At 70.8% G+C, this 16,626-nt stretch carries 14 protein-coding genes; 6 read left to right on the top strand and 8 right to left on the bottom strand.

All coding sequences use genetic code 11. The features are described 5' to 3' along the window. Window positions 1-11: 11 nt before the first annotated feature. A complete protein-coding gene (locus ACHAAC_RS13050) occupies window positions 12-254 on the bottom strand; it encodes a mycoredoxin (RefSeq protein ID WP_435716718.1) in 243 nt (80 codons plus the stop codon). Window positions 255-331: 77 nt separating this feature from the next. Between ACHAAC_RS13050 and ACHAAC_RS13055 the strand changes: the two genes are divergently transcribed. Continuing rightward, window positions 332-2,341, top strand: coding sequence for an ATP-dependent helicase (locus ACHAAC_RS13055; protein ID WP_435716719.1), 2,010 nt, complete (start codon window positions 332-334; stop codon window positions 2,339-2,341). Window positions 2,342-2,357: 16 nt separating this feature from the next. Here the strand turns inward: ACHAAC_RS13055 and ACHAAC_RS13060 are convergent, their stop codons facing one another. After that, window positions 2,358-3,407 (bottom strand): YeiH family protein, encoded by a 1,050-nt coding sequence (locus tag ACHAAC_RS13060; RefSeq protein WP_435716720.1) that lies wholly within the window; start codon window positions 3,405-3,407, stop codon window positions 2,358-2,360. 70 nt (window positions 3,408-3,477) lie between these two features. Between ACHAAC_RS13060 and ACHAAC_RS13065 the strand changes: the two genes are divergently transcribed. Then, a complete protein-coding gene (locus ACHAAC_RS13065; protein ID WP_435716721.1) occupies window positions 3,478-4,401 on the top strand; it encodes a LysR family transcriptional regulator in 924 nt (307 codons plus the stop codon). On the opposite strand, the gene xsc is transcribed toward ACHAAC_RS13065, so the two are convergent. Next, the gene (gene xsc, locus ACHAAC_RS13070; RefSeq protein ID WP_435716722.1) at window positions 4,392-6,200 is read right to left on the bottom strand and encodes a sulfoacetaldehyde acetyltransferase; all 1,809 of its coding nucleotides are present in this window, start codon (window positions 6,198-6,200) and stop codon (window positions 4,392-4,394) included. The two genes, ACHAAC_RS13065 and xsc, sit on opposite strands and share 10 nt — an antisense overlap. Before the next feature lie 137 nt (window positions 6,201-6,337). On the opposite strand from xsc, the gene ACHAAC_RS13075 reads away from it, so the two are divergent. Genes ACHAAC_RS13075 through ACHAAC_RS13090 form a run of 4 tightly spaced genes read left to right on the top strand, consistent with a single transcriptional unit; the run spans window position 6,338 to window position 10,477 of the window. After that, window positions 6,338-7,120, top strand: coding sequence for an IclR family transcriptional regulator (locus ACHAAC_RS13075; protein WP_435716723.1), 783 nt, complete (start codon window positions 6,338-6,340; stop codon window positions 7,118-7,120). After that, window positions 7,117-8,094: an AAA family ATPase gene (locus ACHAAC_RS13080; RefSeq protein ID WP_435716724.1), complete on the top strand. Its 978-nt coding sequence runs from the start codon at window positions 7,117-7,119 to the stop codon at window positions 8,092-8,094. Before ACHAAC_RS13075 ends, ACHAAC_RS13080 begins: the two co-directional genes overlap by 4 nt. A gap of 5 nt (window positions 8,095-8,099) precedes the next feature. Beyond that, window positions 8,100-9,752 carry a cobaltochelatase CobT-related protein gene (locus ACHAAC_RS13085; protein WP_435716725.1) on the top strand — a complete coding sequence of 551 codons (1,653 nt, stop codon included), beginning with the start codon at window positions 8,100-8,102 and terminating at the stop codon, window positions 9,750-9,752. Next, window positions 9,749-10,477: a sulfite exporter TauE/SafE family protein gene (locus ACHAAC_RS13090; protein ID WP_435716726.1), complete on the top strand. Its 729-nt coding sequence runs from the start codon at window positions 9,749-9,751 to the stop codon at window positions 10,475-10,477. Before ACHAAC_RS13085 ends, ACHAAC_RS13090 begins: the two co-directional genes overlap by 4 nt. Before the next feature lie 6 nt (window positions 10,478-10,483). On the opposite strand, the gene ACHAAC_RS13095 is transcribed toward ACHAAC_RS13090, so the two are convergent. From ACHAAC_RS13095 to ACHAAC_RS13115, 5 genes are all read right to left on the bottom strand, one after another. Next, complete coding sequence (locus ACHAAC_RS13095) at window positions 10,484-11,419, bottom strand: CobW family GTP-binding protein (RefSeq protein WP_435716727.1); 936 nt, start codon at window positions 11,417-11,419, stop codon at window positions 10,484-10,486. Next, a complete protein-coding gene (locus ACHAAC_RS13100) occupies window positions 11,416-13,095 on the bottom strand; it encodes an amidohydrolase (protein ID WP_435716728.1) in 1,680 nt (559 codons plus the stop codon). The genes ACHAAC_RS13095 and ACHAAC_RS13100 overlap by 4 nt, the downstream gene beginning before the upstream one ends. A 29-nt stretch (window positions 13,096-13,124) precedes the next feature. Next, a complete protein-coding gene (locus tag ACHAAC_RS13105; RefSeq protein WP_435716729.1) occupies window positions 13,125-14,564 on the bottom strand; it encodes a sodium:solute symporter family protein in 1,440 nt (479 codons plus the stop codon). A 128-nt stretch (window positions 14,565-14,692) separates the two neighbouring features. Further along, on the bottom strand, window positions 14,693-15,517 hold the full coding sequence (locus tag ACHAAC_RS13110) for an ABC transporter ATP-binding protein (protein ID WP_435716730.1): 825 nt from the start codon (window positions 15,515-15,517) through the stop codon (window positions 14,693-14,695). Then, window positions 15,514-16,584: a taurine ABC transporter substrate-binding protein gene (locus ACHAAC_RS13115; protein WP_435716731.1), complete on the bottom strand. Its 1,071-nt coding sequence runs from the start codon at window positions 16,582-16,584 to the stop codon at window positions 15,514-15,516. The genes ACHAAC_RS13110 and ACHAAC_RS13115 overlap by 4 nt, the downstream gene beginning before the upstream one ends. Between the last annotated feature and the right edge of the window lie 42 nt (window positions 16,585-16,626).

The following is a 16,626-nucleotide window of genomic DNA, read 5'->3' on the forward strand; positions in this document are numbered from 1 at the left end:
AGCGGGACTTCTCAGCCGGCGAGCTTGGCCTTGACCTGCGCGACCGAGGGGTTGGTCAGGGCGCTGCCGTCGGCGAAGACGAGAGTCGGGACGGTCTGGCTGCCGCCGTTGGCCCGCTCCACCAGCTGCGCGGAGTCCGGATCGGCCTCGATGTCGACCTCGTCGAACTCGATGCCCTCGCGCGTGAGCTGCCCCTTCAGGCGGTGGCAGTAGCCACACCAAGGGGTCGAGTACATCGTGAACTGGCCGCTCATCGTGTGTCTCCTTCGACGTCTAGTGTTGTCGGGGTCAACGTCTGAAAGACCGCCACGATTCCCACCTCAGGAGACCGGTGACCGAGTCGACCACCTCCGCCGACGCCCTGCTCGAGCCGCTCGACCCCGAGCAGCGCGCCGCCGCCGTCGCCCTGCGCGGGCCGGTCTGCATCGTCGCTGGCGCGGGCACCGGCAAGACCCGGGCCATCACGCACCGCATGGCCTACGGCGTCGCGACCGGCGTGTACGAGCCCACCGAGGTGCTCGCGCTGTCCTTCACCACCAAGGCCGCCGGCGAGATGCGCGACCGGTTGCGCCGGCTCGGCGCCGCGGGCGTCCAGGCCCGGACCTTCCACTCCGCGGCGCTGCGCCAGGCCCGGTACTTCTGGCCCAGCGTCTACGGCACCGAGTTCCCGCAGATCGTGGCGTCCAAGCTCGGCCTGGTGGCGGGAGCGGCCCGGCGGGGCGGCACCCGGCTGGAGCAGGCGGTGCTGCGCGACCTCGCAGCGGAGATCGAGTGGGCCAAGGTCAGCAACGTCCGGCCTGCCGACTACGTCACCGAGGCCGCGAAGCAGGGACGGGAGGTCGCGGACCTGACGCCGGAGCAGGTGGCCGGCCTGATGGTCTCCTACGAGGACGTCAAGCGGGAGGCCAACCGCATCGACATGGAGGACATCCTCCTGGTCACCGCCGCCATCCTCGGCGACGACGACAGGATCGCGGCCCAGGTGCGGCGGCAGTACCGCTGGTTCGTCGTGGATGAGTTCCAGGACGTCAACCCGTTGCAGTCGACCTTGCTGGACCTGTGGCTCGGTGGCCGCGAGGACGTGTGCGTCGTCGGCGACCCGCGCCAGACCATCTACTCCTTCGCAGGGGCCTCGCCGCGCATCCTCACCGAGTTCGGCCGTCGGTACCCCGAGGCGGAGCGAGTGGAGATGGTCCGCAACTACCGCTCCACGCCCCAGGTCGTCTCGGTGGCCAACGCCGTCTTTCCCCGCGGCAGCACGCCCGGTCGACCGCTGGAGCCGCAGAACCCGGCCGGTGAGCCCGTCCGCTACCTCGGCCACTCCGACGAGCCCAGCGAGGCCGCGTCCGCCGCCGACGACATCGTGGCCCTGCACGCGGGCGGCATGCCCTACCGCGACATGGCGGTGCTGTTCCGCATCAACGCGCAGTCCGAGGCGTTCGAGGAGGCCCTCGGTGAGCGGGGCGTGCCCTACACGCTGCGCGGGGTCACCGGGTTCTTCGAGCGTGCCGAGGTGCGCCAGGCCGTCACCCTGCTGCGGGGAGCGGCGCACGGGGGCCAGCAGGAGGCCGACGGCTCGCTCGACGCCGAGGTCCGAGCCGTCCTGGCGAGCCTGGGCTACGACGCCAAGCCCCCGGCCGGTGCCGGGGAGGCGCGAAACCGCTGGGAGTCGCTCAACGCGATCGTCTCGATGGCGGTCGACCTCCTGGACGACGACCCCGCGGCCTCGCTCGGCTCGCTGGTGGCGGACCTCGACCGCCGCGCCGCCACCGCCCATGCGCCGACGGCCGACGGCGTCACCCTGGCCACGCTGCACTCCGCCAAGGGACTGGAGTGGGAGGCGGTCTTCTGCGTCGGCATGCACGAGGGCATGGTCCCCACCGTCCACGCCGACACGCCCGCGGCCGTCGAGGAGGAGCGCCGGCTCTTCTACGTCGGCGTCACCCGGGCCAAGCGACGTCTCTCGATCTCCTGGGCCAGGGCGCGCAAGGTCGGCGGCCGGCAGACGCGGCGTCCCACCCGCTTCCTCGACACGCTGCTGCCCTCGGACCACCCCTCGCGCGGCACCCCGGACGCGCCTCGCCCCAAGCGCCGCACCTCCGCCGTCCTCGACGCGCTCGAGCCCGAGGACCGCGCGCTGTTCGAGAAGCTCAAGCAGTGGCGCACCGAGACCGCCGCCGAGGCCAAGGTCCCGGCCTTCGTCGTCTTCGCCGACGCCACCCTGCTCGCGCTCGTCGAGCACAAGCCCACCGACGAGAGGTCCCTGGGATCCATCCCGGGCATCGGTGCCAGCAAGCGAGAGCGGTACGGCGCCGACGTCCTGGCCCTCCTCGCACCCTGATCGAGTGCCCGGCGGCTCAGGCCAGGGCGAGGACTCCTGCCAACGAGACCGATCCCACCACGAGGGTGGACACGGTCCCCAGCAGGAGTGGTCGACCGCCGTGGCGCACGAGCGCGGCCAGGTCGACGCCCGTCCCCAGGGCGAACAGTGCAGCGCCGAGCGTCGCGGTCTGCGCCGTGGCGATCGGGTCGAGCAACCACTCGGGAACCAGGCCGGCACTACGGATCAGCACGCAGACCAGGAAGCCCACGATGAACAGCGGCACGATCGGCGGGCGGGAGGACCCAGAGAGGTTCCCACCGTTGCGCGCAGCCTGTCGGCGTCTCACCAGGCTCACTCCGGCCACGACCGGGGCCAGCATGAGCACCCGGGTCAGCTTCACGACGACGGCGACGGCGACGGCCGCGGCTCCGGCGGGTCCCGCCGCGGCGACGACCTGGCCCACCTCGTGGACGCTGGCGCCGGCCCACACGCCGAACTGACGGTCGTCGAGCCCCAGGGGGACCTGCAGGAGGGGCAGCGCCACCATGGCCACGGTCCCGCAGATCGTCACCATGGCGATGGCCGTGGCGACCTCGTCCTCGTCCGCCTCGGCGTTGTCCTCCATCGCAGCGATCGCTGATGCGCCACAGATCGCGAACCCGGTGGCGATCAGCAGGCTGCGCGGCCGGCCCAGGCGCATCCGCAGGCCGAGCCAGTAGGTGCTGAGCAGGGTCGCGAGCAACGTGCCCACGACCAGGGCGATCACCGGCAGGCCGAGGGCGGCGATGGCCGCCAGTGGCAGCGAGAAGCCCAGGAGGATGATGCCGACGCGCAGGAGCTTCTTCAGGCTGATCTTCAGACCTGGCCGGGCGGCGGCCGGCAGCAGGCGGAGGTTGGCCACCACGGCCCCGAGGAGCACGGCCCACGTGAGGATGCCGACCTGGGGAACGAGGGCGTGCGCCGCCCAGGCTGCCGCGACCCCCAGGATGGCCACGAGCAGACCGGGGCCCAGGTGCACGACGCGCTGAGCGACCGCTCCGCGTTGCCGCGGCGGCGTCGTCGCCTGCTGGTCCGATGTGCTCACCTGCCCAGCGTCGGCGCTCGACCCCGGGTCCGGTAGCCGTCGATGCGGCATCACGTCATACGCTGAGCGCATGCCTGACCAGCCTGACCTGGACGACCTCGCCATCCTCGTGCTCGTGGCGCATCGGGGAAGCATCGGTCGGGCCGCTGCCGAGCTGCAGCTGTCCCAGCCCAGCGTGAGCCGCAGGATGGGGGCGCTCGAGCGCCGGCTGGGGGTCCAGGTGCTGCACCGCTCGCGCCGCGGAACGTCCCTCACTCCCGAGGGCCAGGTGGTCGTGGACTGGGCCTCGGGCCTGCTGGCCGCCGCAGAGCAGTTCGTCCACTCGGTCGAGTCGCTGCGGGGTCACCGGCTCAGCGTGGAGGTGGCGGTGAGCATGACCATCGCCGAGCACTTCGCGCCCAGCTGGTTGGCGGCGCTGCGCTCGCGGCGCCCCGGTGTCTCGATCTCGCTCATCGTCCTGAACAGCACGCACGTGGCGGAGCAGGTGGATCGTGGCGCGGTGGCCCTCGGCTTCGTGGAGGCGCCCTCGGTGCGGGAGAGCCTCGGTCGACGACGGGTCGGGTGGGACGACCTGGTGGTCGCGGTCCCGCCCTCGCACCCGTGGGCCGGTCGGGGCGACCCGGTGACGCTCGCCGAGGCGGCAGGGCGCCGGCTCGCGGTGCGTGAGCCGGGCTCGGGCACGCGCGAGACGATCGACCGGGCCTTTGACCAGGCGGGGCTGACGTTCGAGCCGGCGGTGGAGATGCCCTCGAACACCGCCCTGGCGTCGGCGGCGCTCGCCGGCCTCGGGGCCGTGGTCCTGAGCGAGCTGGCCCTGGCGGGGCCGCTGGGTGACGGCCGACTGGTGCGGGTGCCACTGGAGGCGTCCCTGCGCCGACCGCTGGCAGCGATCTGGCGCAGGGACGAAGCCCCCTCAGGCGTGCTGGCCGACCTCGTCGACGTCGCCGTCGGCACGCAGCGCGAGCGACGACGCGACGAGGTGGATCACACGTAGTCCTGGTACTTCTGCAGCATCCGGACCGGCTTGGACAGGGCGTCGCGACGGAACGGGTCGCCCAGCTCGCGGTTGCACATGATCTCCACGATGCAGGTCTTGCCCTCCGTCATCTGCAGGTCGATCGCCTTCTGCAGGGCCGGGCCCACGTCCTCGAGCTTGTCCACGACGATGCCCTCGGCACCCATCGCCTGTCCGATGGCAGCGAAGCTCTCGTTCTCGAGCTCCCCGGCGACGAAGCGCCGGTTGTAGAAGTCCACCTGGTTCTTCTTCTCCGCACCCCACTGCCGGTTGTGGAAGACGACGGCGGTGACCGGGATGTCGTGGCGCACGGCCGTCATGATCTCTCCGCAGCTCATCGCCCAGGCACCGTCGCCGGCGTAGGCCACCGCGGGTCGGTCCATCGCGGCGGCCTTGGCGCCGATGATGGTCGGCAGGGCGTAGCCGCAGTTGCCGAAGCTCATCGGGGCGAAGAAGGAGCGGGGCTCCTCGAACCGCAGGTAGGAGTTGGCGACGGAGTTGATGTTGCCGATGTCGGTGGAGACCATGACGCGCTCCGGCATCGCCTTCTCCAGCTCACGCAGCACCTGTCGGGGGCTGAGCCAGCTGCCCTCCTCGCCCTCGGCCTCGGCCAGCATGTCCTGGCTGTAGTCGTCGGTCTCGCTGACCCACGCGTCGAGCTCGTCCTCCCACTCCTGCTTGTGCTGCGCCGTGGTGGTGGCGCGCTCCTCGCGCGTCGCGTCACAGTCCAGCTCGCGGCCGTCGAGGCGCTCCAGCAGCGCGACGGCAGCCTCCTTGGCGTCGCCACAGATGCCGACGGAGATCTTCTTCACCAGCCCGAGCATCTTGTGGTCGGCGTCGACCTGGATGATCTTGGCGTCCGTGGGCCAGTAGTCCATGCCGTGCTGGGGCAGCGTGCCGAACGGGCCGAGGCGCGAGCCCAGGGCCAGGACGACGTCGGCCTGGCTGATGAGCTTCATCGCGGCCTTCGAGCCCTGGTAGCCCAGGGGACCGGCCCACTGCGGGTGGCTGGCCGGGAAGGAGTCGTTGTGCAGGTAGCTGTTGACCACCGGCCCACCGAGCCGCTCGGCCAGGGCCACGCACTCCTTGATGCCGTCGGCCATGACGACGCCACCACCGGAGACGATCACCGGGAACTTCGCGTTGGCGAGCAGCTCGGCAGCCTCGTCCAGGCTCCGGGTCCCGCCCGGGCCACGGTCCAGCCGTGCGGGCTCGGGGATCTCGGCCTCGATCTCCCCGTAGAAGTAGTCACGCGGGATGTTGAGCTGCGTGGGGCCGATCTCGCTCATCGCCCGGTCGAACGCCCGGGAGCTGAACTCCGCCATGCGCTTGGGGTTGTTGACGTGAGCCTGGTACTTGGTGAACTCCTGGAACATCGGGAGCTGGTGGGCCTCCTGGAACCCGCCCAGGCCCATGCCCATGGTCCCGCTCTCGGGCGTCACGATGACGACGGGGCTGTGCGCCCAGTAGGCGGCGGCGATGGCGGTGACGCAGTTGGAGATGCCGGGGCCGTTCTGCCCGATCACGACGCCGTGGCGTCCGCTCACGCGGGCGTACCCGTCCGCCATGTGCGCGGCGCCCTGCTCGTGGACGACGGGGACGAGCCGGATCCCGGCCGGGGCGAAGATGTCCATCGCGTCCATGAAGGCCGAGCCCATGATCCCGAAGATGTCGGTGACGCCGTTGGCGACCATCGTCTCGACGAAGGCCTCCGATGGCGTCATCTTCTGGACACCGCTCACCACGGGGCGTCCGTCCTGGTTGCGCCGCTCGCTCATCGTGACTCCTTGGTTCTAGAAAATGAGACGAAATATCTCTTTTTGTGAGATACGGTGATGGTAGCCCCGTCCTCACCGTTCGGTCAACGAACGGCATGATCGACACGGACACGCGACGCAGACAGGACAGTGATCCCATGGCGCTGGAGACCCAGACCGACCACGAGACCCCGGCGATGCGCATGTTCAGCCTGCTGGAGCTGATCGCCGCCAAGGACGGTTTCGTCTCCCTTGCCGGCCTGGTGAGCGAGACGGGCGTGCCGAAGCCGACCATGCACCGGATGATCCAGCAGCTGGAGTCGGCAGGGCTGCTGATCCGCCAGAGCGACGGCCGGCACTTCGGCACCGGAGCGAGGCTGCGCGACCTGGCCGAGGCCATCCTGCTCAACGCCACGCAGCACGGGGCCCGGCACGCGGTGCTGCGCGCGCTCGCGGCCGAGCTGGGGGAGACCTGCAACGTCACGGCGCTGTCCGGCAACGAGGTCATCTACCTGGACCGGGTCGAGTCCAGCGAGCCGCTGCGCTTCCACCTGCGCCCCGGGGCCAAGGTCCCGGTGCATGCCAGCGCGAGTGGGAAGATGATCCTGTCGCAGCTGACGCCGGCCCAGCGACGCAACCTGCTCGGACACACCGCCCTGGAGCAGCTCACCCTGCACACGCTGACCGACTTGACCGACTTCGAGGCCGAGATCAGCCGTACCCGCGAGGTCGGCCACGCGGTCGATGACGAGGAGTATCAGACCGGCCTGGTCTGCGTCGCCGTGCTCGTCCCGCGTCAGAGCCGGCCCTCCAACCTCGCCGTTGCGGTGCAGGCGCCCAAGATGCGCCTGGAGGTCGAGGACGCCGAGCGGGTCCTGCCCGCACTGCGCCGTGCGGCCGCGGCCATCGCCGACATCGAGTCCGAAGGAGCCCCCCGATGAGCAACCACCCGATCGAGACACCGGACACCATGGTCGACGTCGCCGAGACCTTCGGGATCGAGGCGTCCATGAAGGTCCCGGCGTTCTCGACCCGAGACGAGCACGTGCCCGAGATCGACCCCGCGTACCGCTTCAACCGCGACGTCACGATCGCGATCCTGTCCGGCTTCACGCACGGACGCCGCGTCATGGTCCAGGGTCTGCACGGCACCGGGAAGTCCACGCACGTCGAGCAGGTCGCCGCCCGTCTCAACTGGCCCTGCGTGCGGGTCAACCTCGATGGCCACCTGAGCCGGTTGGACCTGATCGGGCGCGACACCATCGTGCTGCGCGACGGCCAGCAGGTCACCGAGTTCCAGCCGGGGATCCTCCCGTGGGCGATCGAGCGGCCGGTGGCGCTGGTCCTCGACGAGTACGACGCCGGGCGTCCCGACATCATGTTCGTGATCCAGCGCGTCCTCGAGCGCGACGGCCGGCTCACCCTGATGGACCAGAGCCGGGTGCTGACCCCCCACCCGGCCTTCCGGTTGTTCTCCACCGCCAACACCGTCGGACAGGGCAACCTGTCCGGCCTCTACCACGGGGCCCAGCGGCTGAACCACGCCCAGATCGACCGCTGGAACGTCGTCGCGACGCTGGACTACCTGTCTGCGGCCGAGGAGGCCGACATCGTCCTCGCCCGGGTCCCCGGGTTCGCCGAGGGCGCCGGGCCGGAGACGGTCCGCGCCATGGTGGCCCTGGCCGACCTGACCCGCAAGGGCTTTCGGGCCGGCGACCTCTCGACGCTCATGTCCCCCCGCACGGTGATCACCTGGGCCGAGAACGTGGAGGTCTTCGGCGACCTCGGCACGGCTCTGCGCCTCACCTTCGTCAACAAGCTCGACGAGCCCGAGCGGACGGTCTTGGGGGAGTACTTCCAGCGTTGCTTCGACCGCGAGCTGCTCACCGACGTGCGGCTCTCGGCCTCGCTGTGAACGACATGGCCGGCGGCACGGAGGTCGCCTCGGCCACGCTGAGGGCCTTGGCCGACGACCCTGCCCTTCGCCTGCGGGGCGATCGTCCGTTCCGCGGTGAGCGCAGGCTCTTCGCCCGCGCTCCCCACCTGCACGAGGTCGACGGCCGAGCGGCGGCGCGGGGCCGAGTGGATGCGTGGGCCCAGCACGCGCGCCACACCGACCCGGCCGTGCACGCGGCCGGCATGCCCACGGAGCCGGTGGCGGCGATGATCGTCGAGACGTTGGAGCAGATCCGCGTCGAGACGCTCGTCGCCTGGCCGGGGGCCCGGAGCAACCTGGACGCCCTGCACGAGGGGTGGGTCGCGACGTGGCAGCGGACCGGAGCCTTGGACTCCGAGGCCGGGATGCTGGTCCTCGCGGCCCTGCAGATGGCCCGCGCTCGGATCAGCCGCAGGACGATGGACGATCGGGTCAGCGACCTCATCGAGGGTGCCCGGTTCGCGCTCGCGCCCGAGATCGGAGCCTCGCTGCGCGCCCTCCCGCGACTCGTCGAGGACCAGCAGGCCTTCCTGGAGCAGGCCCGGGCGCTGGCCGAGCGGGTCGCCGCACTCGTCGAGGCCGCGGCGCCGGACGGCCTGGTCGACGACCGCGGCGCGGCCTCGCGCGGACTGCCCATGCTGCTGGAGGAGCTCGATCTCGACGAGGAGCCCGCCGGCACGGCCGCGGCGCACGGAGAGCTCGGACCGGCTCTCGCCGGGTATGCCGTCTTCACCCGCGAGCACGACCTGGAGAGCCACGTCGAGGACACGGTTCGGCCCGCTGCCCTGGACCGGGCCCGCGACGAGATCGACGACCTGCTGCGCACGAGCGGGCTGTCGGTGTCCCATCTCGCCCGGGACCTGCGCACCGCGCTGGAGACTCCGGCCGCGACGGCATGGCGTGGCGGCATGGAGGACGGCGTGCTCGATCCGCGGGCGCTGACACGCGTCGTGACCGCCCCGGGGGACCCATTCATCCACCGCGACCGCGTCCCCGAGCCGCGGGTCGACACCTGTGTCACCGTGCTGCTGGACTTCTCGGGTTCGATGCGGGCCCACGCGCCGCAGCTGGCGGTCGCGCTCGACGTCCTCATGCGCGCCCTGGAGCTCGTGGACGCGTCCTGCGAGGTCCTCGGGTTCACGACCCGGGCCTGGGCCGGTGGCCGCGCGCTCAAGGACTGGCGTCGCGCGGGCCGGCCGGCCGAGCCCGGTCGCCTCAACGAGCGTCTGCACCTGGTGCTGGCTCAGGCCGATGTGCCACGTCGCAGGGCGCGGCGTGGTCTTGCCGGGCTGCTGCAGGGACACGTGTTCCGCGAGGGACTGGACGGGGAGGCCGTCGAGTGGGCCTGCGAGCGACTGCGATCGCGGGAGGGGCGACGGATCCTCGTGGTCGTCTCGGACGGTTCGCCGATGGACACGGCCACCCACCAGACGAACGACGAGCACTACCTGGACCACCACCTGCGCGAGGTCGTGGCCGAGCAGTATCGGCGCGGCGACGTGGAGATCGTCGGGCTCGGGATCGGCGGCGAGGCGGGAGTGGACCTGAGCCCGTTCTACGACCGCTGCACGGAGGTGAGCACCGCAGACGCAGCCGGGGTCCTGAGCGCACTGGTGCCGCTGCTGAGGTCCCGATGATCACCATCGTCGCGGCTGCCGTGGTCGTGGCGATCGGCGCGGTCGTCCGCGGCTACAGCGGCTTCGGCGCGTCGATGTTCTGGGTCATCGGCCTGACGCTGCTCTACCCGCCGGCAACGGTCGTGCCCACCGTGCTGGCGCTGGAGGTGGTGGCCAGCATCAGCCTGCTGCCTGCCGTGTGGCGCCAGGTGGAGTGGCGCTCGATGTCGTGGATGCTCGGAGCGACCGTGGCCACGACCCCGATCGGCATCGCCCTGCTCGCCTGGCTGCCGGCCGAGCCGATGCGGGTCGTGGTCGCCGTCTCGATCCTGGTCGCGACCCTCGCGATGGCGGTCGGGGTCTCCTTCGGGCGCCGCGAGCGTGTCGGGACGGCGTTGGGTGCGGGAGGGATCAGCGGGGTGGTCAACGGATCCACCGGTATCGGTGGCCCACCGGCGGTCCTGCTGTACTTCTCCGACCGCGGTGACGAGGCGGTGGGGCGGGCGACCCTGATCGCCTACTTCCTGGGCACGGACGCGGCGGGGTTCGCCATGATGGCCGGCGTGGGCCTGGTGGATCGCGAGGTCCTGCTCCACACCGCCGTGTGTGCTCCCGTGGCGCTGCTGGGCATCGCCCTCGGGCACCGCCTCTTCGAGCGCACCAGCGGGCGGGGATTCCGTCCGGTCGTGCTGGCCACCCTCGCCGTCCTGGGGGTCGCCGTGCTGGTCAGGGCCTTCGTGGGCTGACGTCCCTCAGGTCCGTCCCAGGACCCGGCCGAGCTCGGCTGCCGCGGTCGCCAGGTCGTCCTCGGCGTCCGGTCCGGCCGCGATGAGCACCAGGGCGGGACGCTCCGGGGCGGGGCGGTCCACCGCGTGGGGTCGCAGGTCCACGCGACCGCTCGAGAGCTGCAGGTCGTGCCACCGGCCGTCCGGATCCAGGACCACGCCCTTGGCCCGGACCAGCACACGGACCTGCCGGCCCAGTGCCCGGGCGAGGAGGTCCACGTCGATGGGACCGAACCCGTCCAGGGTGAGGGACGAGTGCAGCTCGGCGTGGTCGTCGGGCTCGGCGGGAGAGGGACGCTCTGCTGCCGACCTCCCGGGCTCGGTGCCGAAGGCCTCCAGAGCTGTGGCGTCGGGGTCAGCGGGGTCCTGCAGCACAACCCGCGCCCCGGGGGCCGCCACGCGGCATGTCGTGGCGCTCTCCTGCACCTCCGAGGAGGACGTGAGGTCCGTCTTCGTGACGAGCACGACCTCGGCGGCCGTGAGCTGGCGTTGCACCGTGTCACCCACGTACTCATCGGTCAGGAGGCGCCGGATGGAGGTGGCGTCCGCGCAGACCAGGAGGGGGCCCGGCACGAAGCCCGGGAACTCCTGCCAGCTCGCCAGCTGACGTGGATCGCCGACGCCGCTGACCTCGCAGACCACGTGGTCCAGGTCCGTCCGGGCGGCGAGGGCGCTCATGGTGCGGGTGACGTCGTCGGTGATCTGGCAGCAGACGCAGCCGTTCGTCAGCTCGATGGTGTCCTCGGACGCGGAGGCGATCAGGGCGGCATCGATGTTGACGCTGCCGAAGTCGTTGACGACGACCGCAGTACGCCCGGGCAGCACGCCGGCCAGCAGCCGGTTGACCAGGGTCGACTTGCCGGACCCGAGGTACCCGCCGACGAGGCCGAGCCGGGCGCTCACCGGTGGGCGTCCTCCGCCGGGGCGGGGATGCGGCTGGAGTGGTGCCGCCCACCGACCACCGTGCCGAGCACCTGGATGGCCCCGATCTCCTGCGGCGGCACCTCGAGCGGGTCGTCGGACAGCACGGCGATGTCGGCGAGCTTGCCGGACTCCAGCGACCCGACCTCGTGGTCCATCTTCAGCATGTAGGCGCTGCCGAGGGTGACGGCCTCGAGGGCCTCGCGGGCCCCGATCCGCTCGTGCTCTCCCATCACCCGTCCGGACATCGTCAGCCGGGTGACGGCGTGCTTGATCGTGTGGAGCGGGCCCAGGGGGGTGATGGGGGAGTCCGAGTGCAGGGAGATCGGGACACCGTGTCGCAGTGCCGTCGCCGCGGCGTTCATCCGCCTGGCACGGTCGGGCCCCACCGTGACGTCGAGGTGCTGGTCGCCCCAGGACCAGATGTGGTTGGCGAAGATGTTCGCGCAGGCGCCCAGGGCGGCCATGCGCCGGTACTGTGCCGTCGTGCTCAGCTGCGAGTGCGTGCACGTGTGCCGGTGGTCCGGCCGGGGAGCCACGGTCAGGACGGCCTCGAGCGTGTCCAGGAAGAGCTGGGTGGCCTGGTCGCCGTTGCAGTGCACGTGGATGAGCGATCCGGCGCGGTGGAAGGTCTCGAACGCCTCCCGGAACTCCTCCGGGCTCACGTTCCACATGCCGTTGGGCTGGTCGCCGAGGTAGCCCGGCTCGAGGAGCCGCGCGGTGAAGCCCTGGATGGACCCGTCCAGCATGAGCTTGACGTTGCCGAAGCGCAGCGTCGGCGTCGAGAGCTCCCGCAGCCGGGTCAGTCGCTCGGCCGCCTCGGGCAGGGTTCGGGAGACCTCGCCGACCCCGGCCCCGAAGTGGAACACGTTGAGGCGTGCCGGGAAGTCCGGCCCGACGACGGAGCGGTAGAGGTCCACTCCCTCGTCGTCCATCAGGACCATCGACCCCAGGTCGGTGAGCGTCGTGGTCCCGGTGTTGACCGCGTCCTGTGCGAAGGCGCGCAGGGCATCGGCGTTGATGTCGAGCGGACCGGACCCGCGGACGAGGTCCTGCACCAGGGCCATCGCCGCGAACTCCTGGAGCTGCCCGGTGGGCTGGCCGGAGTCGTCCTTGACCACCCCGGAGGTCGGGGTCGACGCGTCGACGCCGCACCGACGCAGTGCCGCGGTGCTGACGACGCAGGCGTGGACGCTGGCGTGCAGGACGTGGATGGGCCGGCTGGTGGAGACCGTGTCCAGCTCGGCCGCCGCGAGGGACTCTCCCGGGAAGTGGATGGGGTCCAGGCCCCAGGCGAGCAGGGGCTCGTCGGGATCGTCGAGGGCCTTCTCTGCCTCCCGCAGCCGGTCCAGCACCGCGTCGATGGTCCTGCACCCCGGCCAGTGTCGTCCGCCGGGGTCCGTGCGGTCCACGAGGCCGACATAGGTGCTGGCCCAGACGTTCCCGGACCCGGCGTGGGCGTGGGCCTCCACGAGTCCGGGGATCAGCACCGCACCCGCGTACCGCTCGTCCAGCGTCGCGCCGGACAGGGTCATCAGCTCGGCCACGCTGCCCACGCCGCGGATCCTCGTTCCGCGCACGGCGACGGCTTCGGCGGTGGGGTTGGCCGGGTCCATCGTGTGGATCGTGCGGGCAGGGTAGACGGTGGTCGCTTCCATGGATGTCCTCTCCGGATCGATCGGGTTGGTCAGGCCTCGGCGGCCGCGCGAAGCCGACGCTCCTGCTTCAGGTCGTGGTAGTAGGCCACGACCTGCTCGTCCGAGGAGTGGGCCGTCATGAGGCTGACGACGCCGAGCAGGACGGCGGAGACGACCAGGCCGGGCCCGATCTCGTGGATGCCCAGCGGCTGCCCCGCGAACCGCCAGCCCAGTGTGACGACCAGGGCGCCGATCGTGCTGACGAGGACTCCCGTCTTGGTGGCGCGCTTCCAGAACATCGCCGCGAGGACCGGCATCACCAACGCAGCCGCGGTGAAGGAGAGTGCGACCTGGTAGATCGCGATGATGTCCTCGACGAGGACCGCGATCAGCAGGCCCAGGACGGCCATGCCGGCGACGGAGAGACGGGACACCCGCAGGATCCGTTGATCGGGTGCGTCCGGGTTGATCCAGCCCCGGTAGATGTCCATCGAGATGTTGATCGCTCCGCTCAGCAGGAAGGAGGTCCCTCCGGTGATCAGGGCGGCCAGCAACGAGACCATGAAGAGTCCGCCGATCGAGCCGGGGAAGACCTCGGTGATGAACGACGTGTAGATCGAGTCCGGGTTGGTCCCCGCCGGGAACTGCTGGACGGCCGTGATCCCGATGACGATGGCCAGGATCCCGATCACGCCCGAGATGATGAAGCCGACGATCACGGCCGACATCCCGACCCGGGTCGACTTGGCGGCCGAGAGCCGCTGCCAGGTGGTCTGCCACACGATGTAGAAGGGGCCGAACACCAGGAACCAGTTCAGCATCCCGGTGAACCCGATGCTGCCGAAGCTCAGGAGCTCATCCGGGGTGGACCGCGCGACCTCGGCTGGACCGCCGACGTAGGCGATGCCCAGGATGAGCGTCAGGACCACTCCCGCGAGGATGACGACCGTCTGGACGGCGTCGGTCCAGGCCACGCTGGGCAGCCCGCCGATGAGGGTGAAGGCGATGATGACGATGAAGCCGAGGATGATTCCCCAGAAGTAGGGAATGTCCGTGATGGAGGACAGGATGGAGCTCATGCCCACGAGCTGCAAGGCGAAGGTGGGGGTCATGTAGAGCAGGGCGACCACCAGGGCGGGCACGAGGGCGGCGATCTTCCCGTACCGGCGGGCGAACAGCTCCGGCACGGTGTAGAGCCTGAGGCGTCGGATGACCGGCCCCAGGACCAGCACGGTGACGATGGTGAAGCCCGTCAGGCTGATGACCGTGATGGCGTACGAGGCGCCCAGCTCGAAGCCCTGCCCGGCCCCACCGATGAGGACGGCCGAACCGGTCACCGTCGCGATGATGGAGCCACAGATCGGGAAGAACCCCATCTTGAAGTCGCCCATGACGTAGTCGTCCGCCGTCTTGACCGTCTGGGACGACCTGATGCTGACGGCGAACAGCACGACGAGGAAGGAGAGGATCCAGATCAGGTACCAGCTCATGGGTCACGCACCGACTTTCTCTGTGGCGTGGGGCTCTCGCCGCACGGGGTTCTCAGGGACGGGGGCGGGTACGGGGTTCGGGGGAGACGATCTCATGAGCCGCGCGCGTCGGGCGAGGCTCGGTCTGCTCAGGACGACGTCGCCCCCTGGGGGGTCTCGTGGATGGCCCGACGCACCCGGTCGCGCAGCTCGGTGTAGGCCGGGAGACTCCTGATCTGCTCCGGGGCCAGCTGCTCCTCGCCCTCGGCCAGCACCGCCGACTCATCGAGGACGATCTGCCCGGGCCGAGGGCTCATCACCATGACACGCGATCCGAGGAACACGGCCTCGTCGACGCTGTGGGTGATGAACAGGATGGTCTTGCCCGTGGCGCGCCAGATGTCCAGCAGCTCGTTCTGCAGTCGTTCGCGGGTGATCGCGTCCAGGGCGCCGAACGGCTCGTCCATCAGGACGATGTCCGGGTCGTTGGCCAGCACCCGGGCGATCTGGCAGCGCTGCTGCATGCCGCCGGAAAGCTCGTAGGGCTTGTGCTCCGCGAAGTCCTTCAGCCCGACCATCTGCATGTACGTGTCGGCCAGCTGCGAGCGGTCCGCCGAGGCCACCCCGCGCAGCCTGGGCCCGAGCTCGATGTTCCTGCGCACCGACAACCACGGGAAGAGCGTCGGCTGCTGGAACACCACGCCCCGCTCCTCGCCCGGCCGGCGGACCTCCTCGCCCCCGACGGTGATGCGCCCGCCGGTGGGGTTCATGAAGCCCGCCACCAGGCGCAGCAGCGTCGTCTTGCCGCACCCCGAGGGGCCGGCCAGGCAGACGAACTCACCGGGCTGGATGGTCAGGTCGATGGTGTCGAGGGCCCGGACGTCCTTGCCCTTGACGTGGAAGTCGTGGCTCACCCCGTCGAGGACGACCGACCGGGTGTGTGCCTCGTCAGGCGATGCCGCCGGGGAGGTCACTTGGCTCCCTCCTCGGCCGGTCCGGCGTCGACGCGGTCGGCGTACTCCTCGTCGGACAGGGCACTGGAGATCGAGCCCTGGTCGACGAGGAACGACGCGGTGCTGGTGAGGTCGTCGGCCATTCCGCCGCCCAGGTAGTCCGGGCCGGTCTGCTCCTCGGCGTTGAGATAGGTGTAGCCCTCGAGCTGCTGGGCGACGTCCTCGGCGGGGAGCGTCAGGACGGCCCCGATGATCTCCGCGGCAGCCTCGGGGTCGTCCTTGATCATCGAGACGGCGTGGTCCTGCGCCTTGCCCCACTGCGCCATGAAGTCGGGGTTCTCCTCGACGAAGGCCGAGGAGGCCGTCCCCAGGTCGTAGGTGGGGAAGCCCGCCTCCGCCGTGTCGGCCGAGGACATGATGCGCGCGCCGCCGGAGGACAACAGCTTGGCCTGCGTCGGGTCCCACACCCAGGCGGCGTCGACGTCGCCGCTGGACCAGGCCGCAGGCATGGCGTCGGGCTGCAGGTTGATCACGTTGACGTCGTTGCTCGGGTCCATGTCGGCCTCGATGAGGGCCTGGATGAGCGAGTAGTGCGCCGTCGACCCCTCGGGTGTCCCGATCGTCTTGCCCCGCAGGTCCTCCAGCGACGTGTCGGCCTCGTCCTTCACGATCAGCGACTCGGCCTCACCGATGACGTCGTGGATCCAGACCACGTCGACGTCGAGCTCGTTGTTCGGCGAGATCGCGGTGGTGGTGGGGGAGTTGCCGATGAGCGCCAGGTCGATCGATCCCGCGGAGTAGGCCTTCACGACGTCGGCCCCGGAGTCGTAGGCGGTCCAGCTGATCGTCGCGTTCGGCATGCAGGCCTCCAGCAGGCCCTGGTCCTGGACGATCAGGTCGCCGTTGGGGATGCGCTGCCACCCGATGGTGACGCTGGAGTCGATCGAGTCGTCCGCCTCCCAGGGGCAGTCCTCGACCTGCTCCCCACCGGACTGGGACCGGTCCGAGCTCACGCAGCCCGCCAGGGCCATGGGGACGAGCAGGCAGGCGGCGAGGGCGATCCGCCGAGATGAGATGTGTGTGTTCATGCTGGTCTCCTACAGGTGGGTGGGATGGGTGGTGGGCTCGTG

It is taken from the genome of Aeromicrobium sp. CF4.19 (genome assembly GCF_051262555.1).
GTDB lineage: Bacteria > Actinomycetota > Actinomycetes > Propionibacteriales > Nocardioidaceae > Aeromicrobium.